Source organism: Psychrobacter sp. 72-O-c, from assembly GCF_904846605.1.
Taxonomy (GTDB): domain Bacteria; phylum Pseudomonadota; class Gammaproteobacteria; order Pseudomonadales; family Moraxellaceae; genus Psychrobacter.
This window is the reverse complement of record NZ_CAJHBI010000003.1, coordinates 97,057-113,871: the sequence shown is the minus strand read 5'-3', so window position 1 is coordinate 113,871 and position 16,815 is coordinate 97,057. Positions and strand designations below refer to the sequence as shown.

The following is a 16,815-nucleotide window of genomic DNA, read 5'->3' as shown; positions in this document are numbered from 1 at the left end:
CCATGCGATCACTGGATAAGCTGTTTATACATAGACTAGTATTTTTGGGGTTATCGTTTGGACTGACGGTTTCAGCTTGGGCAACTGTAGCAGAAGATTTAGCTACCAATGAAGTTAAAACATCGTTCATTACAGAAAATGCACTAGCAGATTTGGGAAATAGGATATCTCAATTTAATCTTGGGATATCCTATAACTATGGCAAAGGCGTTCGTCAAGATTACACCAAGGCTTTGGAATGGTATCAAAAAGCTGCTGACCAAGGATATGCTAGAGCCCAGTATAATATTGGGGCAATGTACGCTGCTGGCCAAGGTGTTCAGCAGGACTTTACGAAAGCCTTTCAATGGTACCAAAAGGCGGCTGACCAAGGGGAGGCGGCAGCACAATATAATATTGGTGTTTCGTATAGGAAGGGCCTTGGAGTACATCAAAATGATGTTAAAGCCGTTGAATGGTATCGAAAAGCGGCTAATCAAAGGCATATTCATGCCCAATATAATCTTGGAGTGTCATACGATAAAGCCAAAGGTGTTAGCCAAAATGATGTAAAGGCATTCGAGTGGTTTCAAAAGGCAGCCAATCAAGGACACGCAAAATCTCAACATAATATCGGGTTGATGTACGCTATTGGTCAAGGCGTTAGCCAAAATAATACTAAAGCGGCTGAATGGTATCGAAAGGCAGCTAATCAAGGACGGAGCGAAGCTCAAAATAACCTTGGTGTGATGTACTACAATGGCCAAGGTATTCGTCAGGATTACTTTAAAGCAGCTGAATGGTACCAAAAAGCAGCTGACCAAGGGCTTGCGGAAGCCCAGTACTTACTAGGAAGAATGTACAACGACGGTGTAGGAGTTAGCCAAAACTACGTTAAGGCAGTTAATTGGTATCAAAGGGCAGCTGATCAAGGCAATACATCAGCTCAGAATAATCTTGGATTAATATATTATAACGGTAAAGGAGTTCCTCAAGATTATGCTAAGTCATTTAAGTTCTATCAGAAATCAGCTGATCAAGATAATGCATTAGGGCAGAATAATCTTGGATGGTTATATTATACCGGTGAAGGTGTCCGTCAGGACTATAGTAAAGCTATTGATTTGCTGAAAAAGTCAGCAAATCAAGGAGAAGTGCTAGCTCAGAGTAATCTTGGAGTAATATACGGTGAAACTATAGGTCTTCATCAAAACTACTCTAAAGGGTTCTACTGGACACAAAAGGCGGCTAAACAAGGACAAGCGCATGCTCAGTACAACCTTGGTGTGATGTACTTCCGAGGAGTAGGTGTTAATCAAAATAAACTTCAAGCTAAAGAATGGTTTGGTAAAGCTTGTGATAATGAGTTTCAAGCTGGCTGTGATAATTATCGAATATTAAATCAGAAGCAAAACTAGTTTTTAAGGGTATCAACGACTATGAATCCACCTAAGCAAAGTTTTATAAATAGATTAATATTTTTGGTGTTATCGTTTGGAATAATATTATCAGCGTGTTCATCAGAATATGAGGAGACTAGGGCTTTAGCGGGACAAGGTAATGCCGAAGCTCAGTCTGAACTTGGATTTATGTATATGGATGGTAGCGGTGTTAGTCGTAACTATACTGAGGCAGTCGAATGGTTTCAGAGAGCAGCTGATCAAGGTTATGCCAAATCCCAACACGATCTTGGAATGATGTATTATAAAGGCATTAGTATTCCTCAAGACTCAGTTGAAGCAATCAAATGGTTTCAAAAAGCAGCTGATCAAGGGTTAGACAGTGCTCAACATAATCTTGGCATGATGTATGCCGATGGTGATGGCGTGCATCAAGATTATGCCAAATCCGTTGAATGGTTTCAAAAAGCCGCTGACCAAGGATTAGCTAGTGCTCAGCATAATCTTGGTATGATGTATACCGATGGCGATGGCGTTCATCAGGATTATGTTAAGGCAGCTAAATGGTTTCAGAAATCGGCTGACCAAGGATTAGCCAATTCTCAACATAATCTTGGCATAATATATGCCGAAGGCGAAGGTGTGCGTCAAGATTATGCTAAAGCAATTGAGTTGTTTAGGAAGTCAGCCAACCAAGGGTTCGTTGATTCTCAATACAATCTTGGATTTATGTACGATGAAGGTCAAGTTGTACGTCAGGATTATGCCAAGGCACGCGAATGGTATTTGAAGGCAGCCAATCAAGATGATGCTGATGCTCAATATCGTCTTGGCTCTTTATATGCAAATGGTAGAGGAGTTAAGCAAGATTATAAAAAGGCAAACGATTGGTTTAGTAAATATTGTGACAACAGAGAACAGGCTGGCTGTGATAGTTATAATGAGTAAGGTTTTTTAGTTTTACCTTCTCAATAACAGTTCGCTGGCAAGTATGCGGGCTTCGGTGACTACTACTCGTAAAGGAATGTGTTTATTTAAATACCTACTTATCATCAGCTTTGAACTATACCTTTCCATCTGTTAACAATTATAAAAAAAGGCAGGCAATTAAAGCCTACCTTTTAGGTTTATGATCAGGGTTCACCATCATGGTGTACGTCTAATAGCTTATGAGTAATTACCTACACTACCAAATGGTGGTATCTCATTATCAGGCTCATTGATAAATGACTGCGGCTTTACCGTACCTACCTTTTTAGACTGGGACGCTTGGGACAGCGGGACAGTGCCCGTGATTACTGGGTTTATGGCTGTCCCAGTGCTTTTTTGGCTATGGGACAATTGGGACGCTTCATCACGGTGCGGCTCTAGTTGTCCCAACGGTCTCAGTGGGGTTTTAAGATGTGGGACAGTGTCTAAAGCTTGCTGTATATGGGCTGTCCCGTTTGTCCCATCTGTCCCAGTGGCTTTATCGCCTTCGTAACTTAATATGTGCGCTTTAACCGCATAAAAGGGATCGCGTTCTATAAAAAGTGTTTTTGGTGATTTGTATGCTTTGCGGTCACCTTGATTACGTATTAAAAGACCGGCCTCATCTAATACCTGTAAAACTTTTTTAGCATTAAAAGGTGGGCAGATTTCCATATCAAAGGTATTCACTGAGAATAAATAATCACCTGTATTAGTATTACGATAGCCTACACGGTTAGAGGTTTTAGGTTCAAAATCTGGGCATCGGTGACTACGGCGCGGTTCAAAGCGACTTGACCCATGCTGTTCAATAAAGGCCTGAATATGTTTAATGATTTGGCGCTGCTCCTGCTCACCATCACGGCCATAATTATCAAGCCAATTGTCCAAGCATACCTTAACCGCCGCCGCTTGTCCTGCTTGCCAGCCTGTAATACCTGCTAGCGTTGCCATTTCCCCAGCAGCAGCCACGATAGCGAAGCGTTTAGCCACTCTATGGGCTTGTGGTGCTAGATTGTCGTATTGGTTCATAAAGTCATCAATCAATGCCTTGGCGGTGATGGTGGTCGCTGCCTTATCCATAGTAATATATTCAAGCCAAGCGATGCCAGCAGTTCCATAATAAGTGCTTGATAGCTCTGTCAGCTTATCGGCTTGTGCTGCGCCACTGTTTGCCAATACTAGACTATCAAACATCTTATAGCCTTTGCCAGCGTCTGCATCGATATGGGCGGTGCGTATCTCAATGCCTGCGTTGGTACTCTGTCCTACTTCTGCCATTTGTTGCTGTACGGACTTTTCACCATTAGATAAGAATATAAGCCGCCATTTATTGGCTGTACGATTCTGCCCTGTAGTAGTGCTTCTGCCTTTACCCTGTCCATTGGATAGCATGTAAATAATATTGCCTATTTTCTTTGGGTCACATTCACTAATTTCATCAAGCCCTAAAAAGCTATCGTTATATTCGCTTGCAGTTCCCTCCAATGCGTTGTCTGTAGTACGCCATGTCTTAACGTATCTTTCAGGGTTTCCCCAGACACTAGCCGCTAATTTAAGCGATATTGATTTGCCCATACTTGATGAGCCCATAAAATGAAAGCCACCTCCATCACTGCCTAGGGGCTCCAGTAATTGTCCTGCAAAAGCGCAACAAAGAGAGAAAACCAAACGGCTTTGGTCTGCCATTGGTTTGCATACCTTATCAGTCCATTGAGCTAATTCTCCTTGTTGCGATAATGTGCTGTCGATTGCATGTGCTGACTGATAGACAATCACCTCATTAGCGTCAACAGCGCCGCCTAGCGTGTGATCTGGTAATACATATTGCTCACCATGCCAGCCTAGTTTTGTGACGCATCGCGCTCGTTTTTTGCTTGGATAGTCTTGAATGTAGGCGTCTAGATAATCACGCTGCTTGCGATTGATAGTAATATTTAAGCCTTGGCTCGCAAGCTCGCGACGGTACTCTCGCGCATCACTTTGTAGTAAAGCCACTGGCATTGACCATTGATGTATTACACCATCAGCATCATGCCATTTTAATAGTCGCCCCCAGTTTTTGTTACTAGCATCACGCGCTGTAGCTATAACTTCAAGCGGCGAACAAATAAACATTTTTAACTTAAACAAAATGTTAGTAGGGTCGCTGTCATCATACTTCACAAAAAATAGCCCGTCGGAGTATAGTTCAAAACGCCCGCCTTCATGAACCATGGGCTCATTGAGCTGGGTATCTTTACGCCATTCTGGATAGCTTACTGCTATACTATCGCTTGATGGCTCTGGTAGGTCATCTGCTAGAATTATTGAGAGCTGCTCATCTGTCAGGGTGTCCAGCTCTTTTATTTTGCCTGCCAATTGTTGATGGGTAATATCAGGATCAGCTTGTCGCTGCAACTCTACCCAGTCCACGATATCGCCTTTTTCAGCAAGTCCCAACACATCAATATCAATAATTTTAATACGTGCACCTATGGCATTTAGTTCTTTGTAAACACCTTCTAGCCATTGCACTCCAGCTGCATCATTATCAGCCCATAAACAGATATCACGCCCTGCTAATGGCAACCAGTGATAGTTATTAACTTGTGTGCTGCCACCGGATGTAGTGGCGATAAAACCAAACTCATTAGCGAGATCGGCTTTTTGTTCACCCTCAAATATATAAACCACGGCTTCAGTATCACAAGCAAGGTCATGCCGACGATAAAGCGGCTTTTTGCCGCCACCCTCTGAATAGACTTCTTTAAAATCAGGATCTTTCATCTGCCACATGCCGGCGCTGTCTTGACTGATAGAGCGAATATATTTATCACCAGTAGTTAAATTCTTCAATCGTAGTTTGCCATAAATGAATTTACTATCGGCGTCAGCGTAGATATGTAGGATTTTACGTGTAAAACCTTTATCTATTTGGGGTTTACTTATCTTAGCTACGTACGTTTCTACCTGTCTAATTATGTCATTATTATCCATAGTCATTGTGCTCCCTCAATCAAATTTAACGCCTTACATGCTTCGATAAATGTAGTGCTATGCCATTGCATATAAAAACCAATGCGGTCACCACTAGCGCCGCATGCGTGACATTTATAACCGCCATGCTCACGGTTCACACCCATTGATGCGTGGGTATCGTTATGAAACGCACACTTGACCAACTGCCACCCTTTGCTACCTTTGATAGTGATATCGAAACGACTATAAAATTCATACGTATTCGGTAGGCGTGACTTACTAATAATACCGCGCTGTTGTGATTGATAAGTCGGTCTAGTAGCTTGTTGTTGCTGTCTAATTTGGGATAAGTGCAAGCGGATAAAATCAGTCATTAGCATTCACCTTACCAAAGGCGCTTTGGGCCAATGGTTCTTTAATTGCTTCCAATTGATTGTAAAGCAGGTTCGACCACGTATTGACTGAATCATGAGCCAAACTTGCCATAGCAATAGCTTGCGGCTCTGTAATTTGGCGTTGATAGATTAGGTAGAGCAAATGACCAACACTATCTAAATGACGGTTTACGCCATCAATACCACAAGCAATATCAGATAGCATCATCGACGGCATTAAAATCACTTCGTCGTCATGCGGGATGGTCAAGTCGATAACCTTACGTTTGCTGGTTTGAGCAATAGACAAGCCATTATCAGATACGCCGTCTAAGGCGCGATTAGTGGCAGTGTTAAGAGTAGACCTGTTATTTTTTTGGCTCGTGCTGATTGAATTATCCATAATGGCTAGCTCCTAAATATTGAGTAGCAGGGCTGTTATCACTCACTATAGGATTAGTAGTTGTTCGTGCCTGAGGACAAGATGCTATCGCTAGTAATAGTATTGAAAGGATTGGTGCATACACTGATATACGTTTAGCGATCAACTTGCCAGCGTAGGGTTTAGACTTATTTGAATTGCTATTGTGGTCATTGCTACTCATAAGGGTTCACCTCCAATTCAGGCAATAAAATAAGCTGCTCCATAATGCCTTCGCTCAAGCCAACAGCTTTTTCACTATTAGCGAGTAAGGCAGTTCTTACCGCGACTAACACGCCATTGCTTGCTGGGTCGTCTGCAATAACTGTATTAAGTGCCATTGATAGATTTTCAAAGTCATCTGAGAATCTCTGAATATAGTCGTCCACTACTGACAAAGTATGACTATCGGCTGCCACTAGGCGAGGTGCTAAGCGTTCATTAAATTGGCTCATAGTTACACGCTCGCCATGTCGTTGGACTGGACGTCTGCTTGTGTGGTGTGACTGTCTAACCACTCATTAATTTCAGACAAGCGCCATATACTAGCGCGCCCGATTTTCACAGGGGCTGGGAATTGGTTTTGATTGATTAGATGATAGATGTGTTTAGCAGAAAAACCGGTAATGCCGCGGGTAGCAGCTTTGGCGGTGACGGTGCGCTGTTGACCTGCTGCGGTGGTGTAGGTCTTAGCGGTGCGAGCGGGTTGATTGGCAAGGTTTGCCATTCTTAGGTACTGATCAACTAAGGTCATAATAATTCACTCCATAGCGGTTAAGGGAATAGCCGGTAATGGCTGGTTGCTATGAAGTGAATGTTAAGGGAAGGGCTATGGTGGTAGGCAATGGTGCTTAGTTAAGGCAGTGGCATCTAGTTAAGGTGCTACCTTGTTTAATCCTGCTCTAATTTATCAGTGTGAATAAGATCAATAACCTTCAAAGACTTCATAAGTTGCGGTGCTTTCGTCTTGCGATCTAAAGGTGTCAAAAGAGTTCTAATTCTATCTTTTAAGTTTCCGTTAATTAATTTATGTCCAGTGGCTATCTTATTAAATTTGCTAGTATCAAACTGTGTGATATGTTTTATAACATCAGCTTGATAGTATTCTTTCCATACCTCAATAGTTAAATGTAGTTCTGGAGGATATTGATTTTTATCCATTTCTTGCCAGTCATATAGATGATCTTGTGCTGTATCAGCCAGTTTGTCTACTTGCTGGCTTAGCTGATCATTGCCAGCGTTCACTTCCTTGAGTTGCTCTTTGAGGTCATCTATTTCGATTTTTTGAAGCCTATAAGTATTTCTAACGGTGTTCAATCTATTACTCAAGTCGTTATTATCAGTTTGTACATTTTCTAACTGTTCTCTAAGCTCGTTAATAACCTGTTGATTGGCTTTTGATTCCGCTTGCTCTACTGTTGCATTGCTCATCACAAAGATGCTATCAGCTTCTTTGTCTGCTAGTCGTTGTTCAAGTTCAGCTATGCGCTTTTGATAATATATATCTGGCTTGTCTAAGTCGTTACTTTCTATTTCATAACTGTTATCTTTTATATGAAGTGGTTTTTGCTTAGCAATCAGTTTATCTAGCTTATATCCTATGCTAACTAAATAATCTGCAAGTTTGTTTCTGCTGATATTAGTTTCTTCGAGGTCTGCATAAGGTCTAGTCAAGCCTTGAAGTATTTCGTCTCTACGAGCAACTAAGTTTATCCCATCTGGTTTATGGTTAAGTGCCGCTATTGAATAAGACTGTAATAAGTTTTCAAACTTATGGTAGTAAGTTTCATCGTAATCAGTCTTATTGTTGATATAACTATTGTTTCGGTTTACAGTTATATCACTTAAATCAATATTTAAAATCAATGCTACTACTTGCGGTAAGTTATATTCCGTCAAGTAGCTGGCTAGACTATTATTGTTCAAATTAGCAGTAACATCGTTATTTACATCACTGTCAAAATGCAATAAACCCTCTAACGGCTCAAAACTTGAAAGCTCGGATTTTTTTAAAAAAGATTGCACAGCTTTCATGACAGTATTTGTTATTTTTCTTCTATCGTTGTCTGCTAATTCATCTAAACTCTCGCTACTATTGAATATCCATTCCTCAGCACTGAACGAAAGAGCCTTTTGAATCTCTTCTAAAAACTCTGTGACACTATTAAACTCATAGGAATCAAACCTTATGATTTTATAGTCTGTATCAATATTATAAAAACCTATATTGTTTAAATTATGATGAAGTAAATAAGTGACCACTTCATACAGTGGTTCATTATTGACGCTTGATAAATGAAATATGAAGTCTCTAAAATTAATATAGTTTTTTGTCGGCTCTATAAGCCTATCTACTAAACTCACAATCGCACCCTCTACACCCTTAAAATAAAAATAGGTGCAAGGCAGTGACAGCTTAAGGATGCGTTAGCTATCGTTCGGGTAATTAGTCCTAGCCTTGCAATCGGTTATGACAGCGATTAACGCTATCAATGTCGGCTTGCCAGTCCAATGCTGACGATAAGTAGTGAAGCGGTTTTGTTGAATAATGTTGTTAAAGCTGTTCGGCAAGTTTAGCCAATACCTCCGCCGATACACCTTGTGCCCGTAAGCTCTTTATCAAAATATCTTTATCATGCAGTGCTATATCATTCGCTTGCTCATTACGGCTATCCATTTCTTTAGCGAGTTCATCAGGGGTCAATAAATCAAAGCTAACCGCCTTCCCAGCCCGTAAGTCACCAAGATGGTTCGCCCATTTATTCATCATCATTTGGCGTTCAGCTAGATGTGCTGATAAGTCATAACGCTTCTTGACGCTCGACTGTTCGAGGTGTGCTAACTGTATCTCGATTAAATTATCATTGAATTGCAGCTCGTATAGACCCGTGCTGGCAAGCTGTCTAAAGCCGTGTCCTGTCATCTTAGGGTAAGGGTCGCCTGTATAACCCATGCGCTTAAGTGCTTGATTGAACCACACCTCACTATAGGGCTGACTGCGCTCAAAGTTATAGAATACATAACCTGTCTGCTCCGTTAGTGGGCGCATACGCTCAATGATAGCCATTGCTTGTGGTGACAACGGAATAATATGGTCTTGACGCATTTTCATCTTATGCGCTGGTATGCGCCACACATTTTTATGATAATCAATCTCAGACCACTCGAAGAAACGTAGCTCTTTAGTTCTGACAAAGCATAGCGTCATCAGCTGCATACCTGCCATCGTTTGCACATGCCCGTTCGGGTTATCTTTACCATAATTGTCAATATTGCGTAATAGCTCTGAGAATTGGTGTTGCTCAATAGCTTTCATACGCTCAGCTTTATGGGTTCTAAGCGCCTTACTACGTCCGTAAGCCACATTGATAATGTCATAGCCTAATGTATTGATAGCATACTCAAACACTGACGTTATAAACGCCACGCTCTTGTGGGCGGTGTCTGTTGTCAATTTACCTTGCTGCTCAAAGTACGTTTGTACGGCTAAGCCTGTCTTGATCACATCTTGAGCCGTGATAGCTTGAATAGGGTAGTCACCGATATGTGGCGCTACATGCTTATCAAGGTAGGTCTGTAGTTTTTGCACGTTTTTGGGTGTGGTGTCCGACTTATCATTGATATAGCTTTGCGCTATCACATTGAATAAGTCTTTTTGCTCAACGCTATTCTTGAGCTTGTTCTTATCAATGGCGGGGTCAATACCATCAGCAAGTAATGCCTTAGCTTTATCACGCAAAGAACGGGCTTGTTTAAGGCTAACATCAGGTTTGAACACGGTATCAACATCTTGCTTAGATGATCTATATGTTCCAATGTGAAAGGTTTTTTGTTTGGGCTTAATATCTTTATCTGACTGATAACGATATGTCATTACCCAGTACAGCGAACCCTTTGGGTCGTGTACTAGATGAAGGCTATCACCATCGCTATATCTTTTACGTTTAGCTGGTGGCACAAGCTTAGCAATTGCTTTTACACCGTTGACATTTAATAGATAGTTTTTGCGCTCAGCCATTACCACACCTCGATTAGCCACAATTATTAATTACCATGTACAACAATAAAGTGATTTGTGTACAACAAAATAATCATAATTTCATGTATGTACATCAGTATGTACAACATTGTAAAGGTGACACGAGGTAATGACAAGTGTCTAATAAAGACTGATAACTAGGTGTGATAGGGGTTCAGGGGGTTTGAGGTAATGCGAGGTTATGTCTAAATACAATGATTGGTGCGCCCACCAAGACTCGAACTCGGATCGATCGCTTAGGAGGCAACTGCTCTATCCTGTTGAGCTATAGGCGCATTAAGGAGTGCCATTGTAGAAAAAAATATCTAAAAAAGCAATCAACGAAAAGTAAATAGGTATTATTTGCCATTACTGAGGGCATCAGCAACGTTTACTGAACTTTCACCTACCGTTGATTTTGCGCGTGATGTGGGGTTAAATAAGTCATCCATGCTGTTTTTATAGCCATCAATATTGTTGTAGTCATACTTTTTCAATATGTCTTGCCCAACACTCGAAAGCAAAAAATTACGAAAGCTAATAGCAATAGGGTTATCGGTCAAAATAACACCATCGACGGCTTGTTCACCTTTTAACGCATAGCTAAATGAAGCTAGATTGCGTGCTTCGTTATTAGCGGTGTCATCCTGCGCGATACCATTGGCGTTGACTTTACTTTGGTTAAGCTTGGTTTGAGCCTCATTAATTAAAGACTGTAGGGGTGATAACTGAGTTTGGGTGAAACTATCATCAGCCACAATGAGGTCAATATTAACGAGAAAGCGCGAGGGTTTATTATCAGAGGTGCTGGTGTCCGGTAAAGTAAGCAGCCTCTTGGTGGGTACGTAGCGGGCTAGGACTTGCATATCTGGATAGCGCTTTTCAAAGCTTATGATGACATCATCTAAGGGGACTTGTAGTTTGTTTTCTGCTTGTATATATAAGATATTAGAGTCAATTGTCTCTGGCTCCTCTGAAGCATTGGTAGACAATTGACCATTCGCGTCTTCGTTTGCCATAATCGGTAGTGGGTCTATATTTTTGCGATTGCTTTGCCATAGCCATGTGAAGACACCAATAAAGACAATCAGCAGCAGTAAGATGAGCCCAATCAATAGCAGCTTATAGTCTTTCATAGTTAACGGCTCGTTTTTTAATCAGTTTAATCGAAAACAGTGTAATCGAAAACTTGAATGATTGTGACGTTTTATTTGGCTTAAAGGTGCTGATGCATCACTTCATCCGCTAAGTCTGCCAGCATATCGGCAAAGATATCTGTTGATGGGGCTTGAGCGGTCTTTTGGTCGTTACTGGTATGATTGGCAGTATTAGTATCAGTAGCGCTATTAGGTTGGTCAGGTTTGTGACTTAGACTAGACGTAGACTGATTGTCAGCGGTTTTTGCATGCGCGGCTAATGGTGACTGACCTGTAGTCAACTGATCTTTAAGCCATTCAAAACCATGTGTTTCCCACCATGCCTCAAAGCGCAGTAAGGTGCAACCGCGTAACGCGTGAGGTAGATTCAATGTTCGTAATTTTTGTGCTAATACAGGATCATTGATCGCTTGATGGCTACTGAGATAAAGCGCATTCATTGCCCCATTATAAGGCCGCCGACGTTGCCATGAGGTATCATCAATTTTCATACGCGGTAATTGCCATAACTCCCCACGATAATATACGACATAGAGACGTCGCTCAGGGTGAAAAAAAATGGCATCGATGGGACGCAAGGGCATAATATTAAATTGTCTCGTTGTTAAAAGCGTTGAAGGAATATACAGATGCGTCGTTATTATAGTAATGATTAATCCTGAATGACTATGCGACACTAATTGTCGTATAGTCATTATACTCCCAGCTTATATACTGGTAAACCACAACAATCGGTGGCACACTAATCAGTGAGGACCTTGCTGTTTTATCGGTATTTATGCTTAGTTGTCGCTATTGTTATAGTCTTTATGGTCGTCATTTTAGCAGAAATAGTGTGCAGGAACGACCGCTAAATATAGATTGATAATTGTTGTCTATTGCTTCGTTTATGTGCTGCGCGTATCATCGTTTTTATCAGCTTTCCTAACAAAACTCTTTAATAATGACGCTTGTCATTACGCCTATAACCACTAGTATTTGTCACTCTTTCTTCCACCTCGCTATTTTAATCAGATTATTGTCTATGTTTACGATTATTCAGTCGCACCGTACCGAACGCTTGGTTGAGCAATTACTGATTGCTTATAAATCTAAAAATCAGCCTATTTTTGAAGAGTTTATTGTCATTGTACCTTCAATGGTATTGGGTGATTGGTTGGATAAGTCTATTGCTAGCCAAGCCGGTATTAGTACCTTAGTCACCACCAAGTTTTGGGGGCAGTATCAGTGGACATTGATGCAAAAAGTTTTGGCTGAGTATAATTCGTGGCTTGAAAGCGTACAGCGTGAACAAGAGACTATCACCGTACCTGAGGTCGCCGTGCTAACGGGTTCAGTCATGCAATGGCGGTTATTTGGCTATTTTACCTATTACCAAAATGACATTATGGCGAATGACAGCCATCCCTTATATCCACTGCTGTCAGCGTTATTGGATGCAGAAGCGGATCGTAGCCAGCAAGATGTACGATTGTGGTCGTTGGCCACTGATTTCTCACGAGTATTTAGCCGTTATCTAAACCATCGTGAAGATTGGTTAGATCTGTGGTCGGTAAATAAAGCAGTAGAGGTAGAGGTATTGGTGGCGGCAAAGGACGAACTCTCTAAGAAATTTGATAAATATGCTACTGATACCCCGGATTGGCTGGTCGCTCATTATACTGAGCTTGAAGCTGCACAACGCTACCTATGGCGCCTTTTATTTGCTGCTGTTTATGAGCATCGTGCGTCTATTGAGACTAGGTTTTGGCAGATTATGTCGGACAAGGTTAACAACGCAGCGATAGATATTGAAGCCATATTACCTAGCCAGCTGCATATTTTTACCATTCAGCAGTTGCCGCCAAATGAGCTGACGTTTTTGCAGCGCCTATCAACGCACATTAATATTACCTTACTCCATTACAATCCTTCGCAATTATTCTGGGCAGATATTGTCGATAAGCAGTGGCTGCAGCGGCAACAGGTGATTAATCCTGAAAGCGTGTTTTTACGAGATCATGGACATACCTTGCTGTCACGTCTGGGCAAGCAATCGCGTGAGACTTTTGCGATGCTGGCAGGTCTCTCTGGTAACGAAAGCCAAAACGACTTTGAACTGGTTTGGCAAGATAAGTTCGATGAAGATGCTCAGTATATTGACTCAGAAAACAGTGCTCAACCACTTAGTCTACTCGCACATTTACAGCAGGATGTATTGATGCTGGATGAGAGCGCAACCCAGCAAACGACTGCTGGACGATTGAGTGCGGCCTTGGGCGCGCAGATGTCACCTAATTCAAAGATATCAGCAAACGAGTTAGAGGATAAAAATAGCCTAAGCAACAATGAAAATAATAATGATGGCTGGTACGACGATGCTACTTTAGAAGGTAAGCGTAACCAACAATCTCGTGAATGGCAATTGTCGCAATATGATAATAGCCTAAGTATTCATTCTTGCCATAACTTACAACGCCAACTTGAAGTATTGCGCGGCATGATTGGGCGTTGGCTCAACGAGCCTAGTGATAGCGGTAGACCGCGTCATCTGTCTGATATCGTCGTGCTATTACCTGACGTTGATCGTCACCATGAACTGATTAACTCGGTATTTGTCAACGGAGAAGGGCAGGATGGCCTGACGTTACCGGCGAAGGTGACAGGGGTGGTCGATAAGTCTATTCGACAATTATGGGAAGCGATACGTGGTTTTTATGGCTTACTAGGTAGTGACACGGCACGATTTGAGGTCGCTGAAGTGTTGGATTGGTTGATGCTACCACCACTGTACGAGAGTCTTGGGCTGACCCATGAACAGATGCGTCGGGCTTGCGACTTGTTAGAGCAAGCAGGTTTTGTGCGTGGATTTGATGAGGCGCATCTACAGCAGACGCTTGACCCACAAGATTATGATTATCGTTTTAGTTTTGCTTATGCTTTAGATCAAATGGCGTTAGGTTTGGTAATGCCAGAAGCGAGTATTAGTGATTGTTTGTATCCTGAGCATTGGCAGGATAATACCTTAGCTGAGAAAACAGTGCCCATCTCAGCGATTAGCTTGGGCGATGCGCCGATTATTGAGGCGCTATGCCGTGTTCATACTGGACTTGATGGGTGTCGAAATGAGTATCAAGCCCGTCATAAGGCTGAGGATTGGCTAAATAATATTGAGAATCATATTATCCATCCTTATTTTGGTGCACTTGATCAGACACGCCCTATGCGTGCTATTTTTAATGCGATGAACGGCTTTAAGAGTAGTCTACGCGCCAATCGTCACTACCAGCGTTATCATGCAAACAGTGATATTCAGGCTAATTCTACGCCGAATGATGCATTTGATTCATCAACTGCCATACAGAACGAGGCCAACCAAGTTGAGTCCAAGCTGTCGCAAGTTAGTACCTTACCGCTAAAGCTGAGCTTTATGCTTGACAGCATTGAGGATGAACTTGAGAGCCAACAAGTTAGTGCCGAGCCCACTGGGGTGATTACTTTTGGGCGTTTTGGTGCACTGCGTAACGTACCGTTTGGCTTAGTGGTTATGCTCAATATGGACTTATCTGAGTTTCCCAGTCGCGACCGTGATAATCGTTATGACTTAATGAAAGCCGGGTTAGCACAACGTGGTGACAGGTTTAGTGAAGATGATGATAATGGGGCGTTTTTAGACGCTTTATTGTGCGCGCGTAATGCCTGCTGGATTTTTTATAATGGGCAACGTTTAACCGATACCCATGAGCACTTGCCTGCCAATCCCGTGAGTGAGTTATTGCACTTTTTACAAGGTGAAGTGACGTGGCAATGGAATCCATTAATAGACGAGCAAAAAAAATTAGATGATTTAAATGATTTAGATAGTAAGCAACATGCTAACAATCTTGACAGCAGTGATGTATTAACCGCCCAGGTGCAGCGTTATCTGCCCAAACTTATCGAACAGTGGTTAGTCACCCGCCATCCGGCATTGCCATTTGCGACCGAAGTATTTATCCAGCCTGAAGTGTCGGAAGGGTCGAGTGCACCAGCAGCTAAGAGTTCAAAGAACTCAGAGTCTGAGAAAAATAGCGAACAAGATAGTGGACAAGAAATGATACGGTTACTAGGCCGTGCCATGCAAAAAGAAAAACTAAGTCAGAAACAAACCAATGCTCCAGCGAGAGTTTGGCATGATGTATTTGAGCGCCTGCAAGCCCAAGATGGTTCTGATATATCGCCCCCTGTTAAAGTCGAGCTACCGAGCAAAGAGGACTATGCCCATATTGCTCAGCGGATTGAGTCAGATCATGAGGCTGACGCTCGCTTTGATATCACTCAAGTCGATATGCAGTCTTTATATTATCAAGTCCGTCATCCGGCAAAGCACTTCTTAAAAGAACAGCAAGTGCATATCGTATTACCTGATAAGGACATAGTGCATCAAGAGCCTTTATCCTTATCAGGCTTGGGTGCTTATAAGGTAAATGCGCAGCTGCTCAGTGAACTACAAACCAATACTGAAACCAATTCTAAAAATAGCTCTAAAGTTGATGCTGCAGACAACGTCGAAGTTACTGAGAAAGGTATAAGCAATCAAGAGACTGACCTGCTAAATGCTCTCTTGTATGACCCTGTCATGCCAGCAGGTGTCGCTCGTCAATCAACCTTGCATTATCAACAGCTTCAAATGGCCCAGCAGTGCCAAGAGTTCGCCGAACAGCTGTCTGAACTGGGTATTGATATCAATAGTAATGGCAATGAAAATATCAGCAGCATGTTATTGACACCGTCTACTGAAACTATGATTACTGTTCATGCCGCTGATATAAATACTTATGGTCAATTACAAATTAAAGGGACCGTTCCAACAGAAATTAATCCAGTTAATAGTGCTAAGTCAACGCTATTAGAAGTATCGCCACCATTGGAATCAGAGTCAGAACTAACATCACCTAAGCTTTGGTTAAATATCCTGCCAAATAGCGCGCGCACGCAGTACCTTTTACGTTTTTGGTTATCACATGTCTATTGGCAGGTAGCGCGGCGTACCACTGAAGCGCAAGTAGCGGCTGATGACGGTAAGAGTATTTGGCGCTTTAATAAGCCTAGCGATGAACACAGTAAATATAAAGGTAAGACTGCTTTTTCACTAGCGCCCATCGCTTATGATGCTGCCTTGACGGAGTTGCTTAAATGGGTCAGGTTTGCTCATATCGCTGGCAAGACGCCAATGACGATATTGCCGGTTCATGCCATGACGTATCTTGATAAAATGAATGATCCTAAAAATAATGATAGTGATGCTGCTGACGATACTCATAACCATAATCATGACGCCAGCCAGTCCAATTATCAGCCCAAACGTAGTGATTTTGACAGCTGGCTATGGTCAGGTTATAACAGTGATGTGATCTATGATACCTGCTCACAACATGAGTTATGGCAATACATGCTTTATAAACAAGACGTCTTTACTAAGTTGATGGATGCTTTACCAGCATTGGCTAAGCCGTTGTTTGGCACAATGAATGACGCCTTAAAGCCGTTATAAAATTCTTTAGTCATTATTTTTTAA

Annotated in this window: 12 protein-coding genes and 1 tRNA gene; 3 read left to right on the top strand and 10 right to left on the bottom strand. The window is 42.0% G+C overall.

From position 1 onward, the window contains the following. Positions 1–2 precede the first annotated feature (2 nt). Both JMX97_RS01700 and JMX97_RS01695 read left to right on the top strand, forming a co-directional pair. Positions 3–1,397: a tetratricopeptide repeat protein gene (locus JMX97_RS01700; protein WP_201554479.1), complete on the top strand. Its 1,395-nt coding sequence runs from the start codon at positions 3–5 to the stop codon at positions 1,395–1,397. A 21-nt stretch (positions 1,398–1,418) separates the two neighbouring features. After that, complete coding sequence (locus JMX97_RS01695) at positions 1,419–2,327, top strand: tetratricopeptide repeat protein (RefSeq protein WP_201554478.1); 909 nt, start codon at positions 1,419–1,421, stop codon at positions 2,325–2,327. Between the two features lie 219 nt (positions 2,328–2,546). On the opposite strand, the gene JMX97_RS01690 is transcribed toward JMX97_RS01695, so the two are convergent. The 10 genes from JMX97_RS01690 to JMX97_RS01645 all read right to left on the bottom strand — a co-directional run bounded on the left by JMX97_RS01690 (position 2,547) and on the right by JMX97_RS01645 (position 11,863). Beyond that, positions 2,547–5,327, bottom strand: a complete 2,781-nt coding sequence (locus tag JMX97_RS01690) for a DUF927 domain-containing protein (RefSeq protein WP_227671427.1) — start codon at positions 5,325–5,327, stop codon at positions 2,547–2,549. A gap of 2 nt (positions 5,328–5,329) precedes the next feature. After that, positions 5,330–5,683 carry a CHC2 zinc finger domain-containing protein gene (locus JMX97_RS01685; RefSeq protein ID WP_201554477.1) on the bottom strand — a complete coding sequence of 118 codons (354 nt, stop codon included), beginning with the start codon at positions 5,681–5,683 and terminating at the stop codon, positions 5,330–5,332. After that, complete coding sequence (locus tag JMX97_RS01680) at positions 5,676–6,086, bottom strand: hypothetical protein (protein WP_201554476.1); 411 nt, start codon at positions 6,084–6,086, stop codon at positions 5,676–5,678. Before JMX97_RS01680 ends, JMX97_RS01685 begins: the two co-directional genes overlap by 8 nt. Before the next feature lie 194 nt (positions 6,087–6,280). Next, positions 6,281–6,559, bottom strand: coding sequence for a hypothetical protein (locus tag JMX97_RS01675; RefSeq protein ID WP_201554475.1), 279 nt, complete (start codon positions 6,557–6,559; stop codon positions 6,281–6,283). Between the two features lie 2 nt (positions 6,560–6,561). Then, complete coding sequence (locus JMX97_RS01670) at positions 6,562–6,858, bottom strand: helix-turn-helix transcriptional regulator (protein ID WP_201554474.1); 297 nt, start codon at positions 6,856–6,858, stop codon at positions 6,562–6,564. A gap of 137 nt (positions 6,859–6,995) precedes the next feature. Then, positions 6,996–8,468, bottom strand: a complete 1,473-nt coding sequence (locus JMX97_RS01665; RefSeq protein ID WP_201554473.1) for a coiled-coil domain-containing protein — start codon at positions 8,466–8,468, stop codon at positions 6,996–6,998. A 190-nt stretch (positions 8,469–8,658) separates the two neighbouring features. Further along, a complete protein-coding gene (locus JMX97_RS01660; protein WP_201554471.1) occupies positions 8,659–10,122 on the bottom strand; it encodes a tyrosine-type recombinase/integrase in 1,464 nt (487 codons plus the stop codon). 220 nt (positions 10,123–10,342) lie between these two features. Continuing rightward, positions 10,343–10,418, bottom strand: a tRNA-Arg gene (locus JMX97_RS01655). Positions 10,419–10,481: 63 nt separating this feature from the next. Then, positions 10,482–11,258, bottom strand: coding sequence for a hypothetical protein (locus JMX97_RS01650; RefSeq protein ID WP_201554463.1), 777 nt, complete (start codon positions 11,256–11,258; stop codon positions 10,482–10,484). Between the two features lie 80 nt (positions 11,259–11,338). Further along, positions 11,339–11,863 (bottom strand): hypothetical protein, encoded by a 525-nt coding sequence (locus JMX97_RS01645; protein WP_201554461.1) that lies wholly within the window; start codon positions 11,861–11,863, stop codon positions 11,339–11,341. 440 nt (positions 11,864–12,303) lie between these two features. On the opposite strand from JMX97_RS01645, the gene JMX97_RS01640 reads away from it, so the two are divergent. Then, the gene (locus JMX97_RS01640) at positions 12,304–16,791 is read left to right on the top strand and encodes an exodeoxyribonuclease V subunit gamma (RefSeq protein ID WP_201554459.1); all 4,488 of its coding nucleotides are present in this window, start codon (positions 12,304–12,306) and stop codon (positions 16,789–16,791) included. Positions 16,792–16,815: the final 24 nt, after the last annotated feature.

What these genes read in the sequence shown, in the direction of transcription:
- JMX97_RS01700 (WP_201554479.1), top strand. Translation starts at nt 3, where the DNA reads ATGCGATCACTGGATAAGCTGTTTATACATAGACTAGTATTTTTGGGG.
- JMX97_RS01695 (WP_201554478.1), top strand. Translation starts at nt 1,419, where the DNA reads ATGAATCCACCTAAGCAAAGTTTTATAAATAGATTAATATTTTTGGTG.
- JMX97_RS01690 (WP_227671427.1), bottom strand. Translation starts at nt 5,327, where the DNA reads ATGGATAATAATGACATAATTAGACAGGTAGAAACGTACGTAGCTAAG.
- JMX97_RS01685 (WP_201554477.1), bottom strand. Translation starts at nt 5,683, where the DNA reads ATGACTGATTTTATCCGCTTGCACTTATCCCAAATTAGACAGCAACAA.
- JMX97_RS01680 (WP_201554476.1), bottom strand. Translation starts at nt 6,086, where the DNA reads ATGGATAATTCAATCAGCACGAGCCAAAAAAATAACAGGTCTACTCTT.
- JMX97_RS01675 (WP_201554475.1), bottom strand. Translation starts at nt 6,559, where the DNA reads ATGAGCCAATTTAATGAACGCTTAGCACCTCGCCTAGTGGCAGCCGAT.
- JMX97_RS01670 (WP_201554474.1), bottom strand. Translation starts at nt 6,858, where the DNA reads ATGACCTTAGTTGATCAGTACCTAAGAATGGCAAACCTTGCCAATCAA.
- JMX97_RS01660 (WP_201554471.1), bottom strand. Translation starts at nt 10,122, where the DNA reads ATGGCTGAGCGCAAAAACTATCTATTAAATGTCAACGGTGTAAAAGCA.
- JMX97_RS01650 (WP_201554463.1), bottom strand. Translation starts at nt 11,258, where the DNA reads ATGAAAGACTATAAGCTGCTATTGATTGGGCTCATCTTACTGCTGCTG.
- JMX97_RS01645 (WP_201554461.1), bottom strand. Translation starts at nt 11,863, where the DNA reads ATGCCCTTGCGTCCCATCGATGCCATTTTTTTTCACCCTGAGCGACGT.
- JMX97_RS01640 (WP_201554459.1), top strand. Translation starts at nt 12,304, where the DNA reads ATGTTTACGATTATTCAGTCGCACCGTACCGAACGCTTGGTTGAGCAA.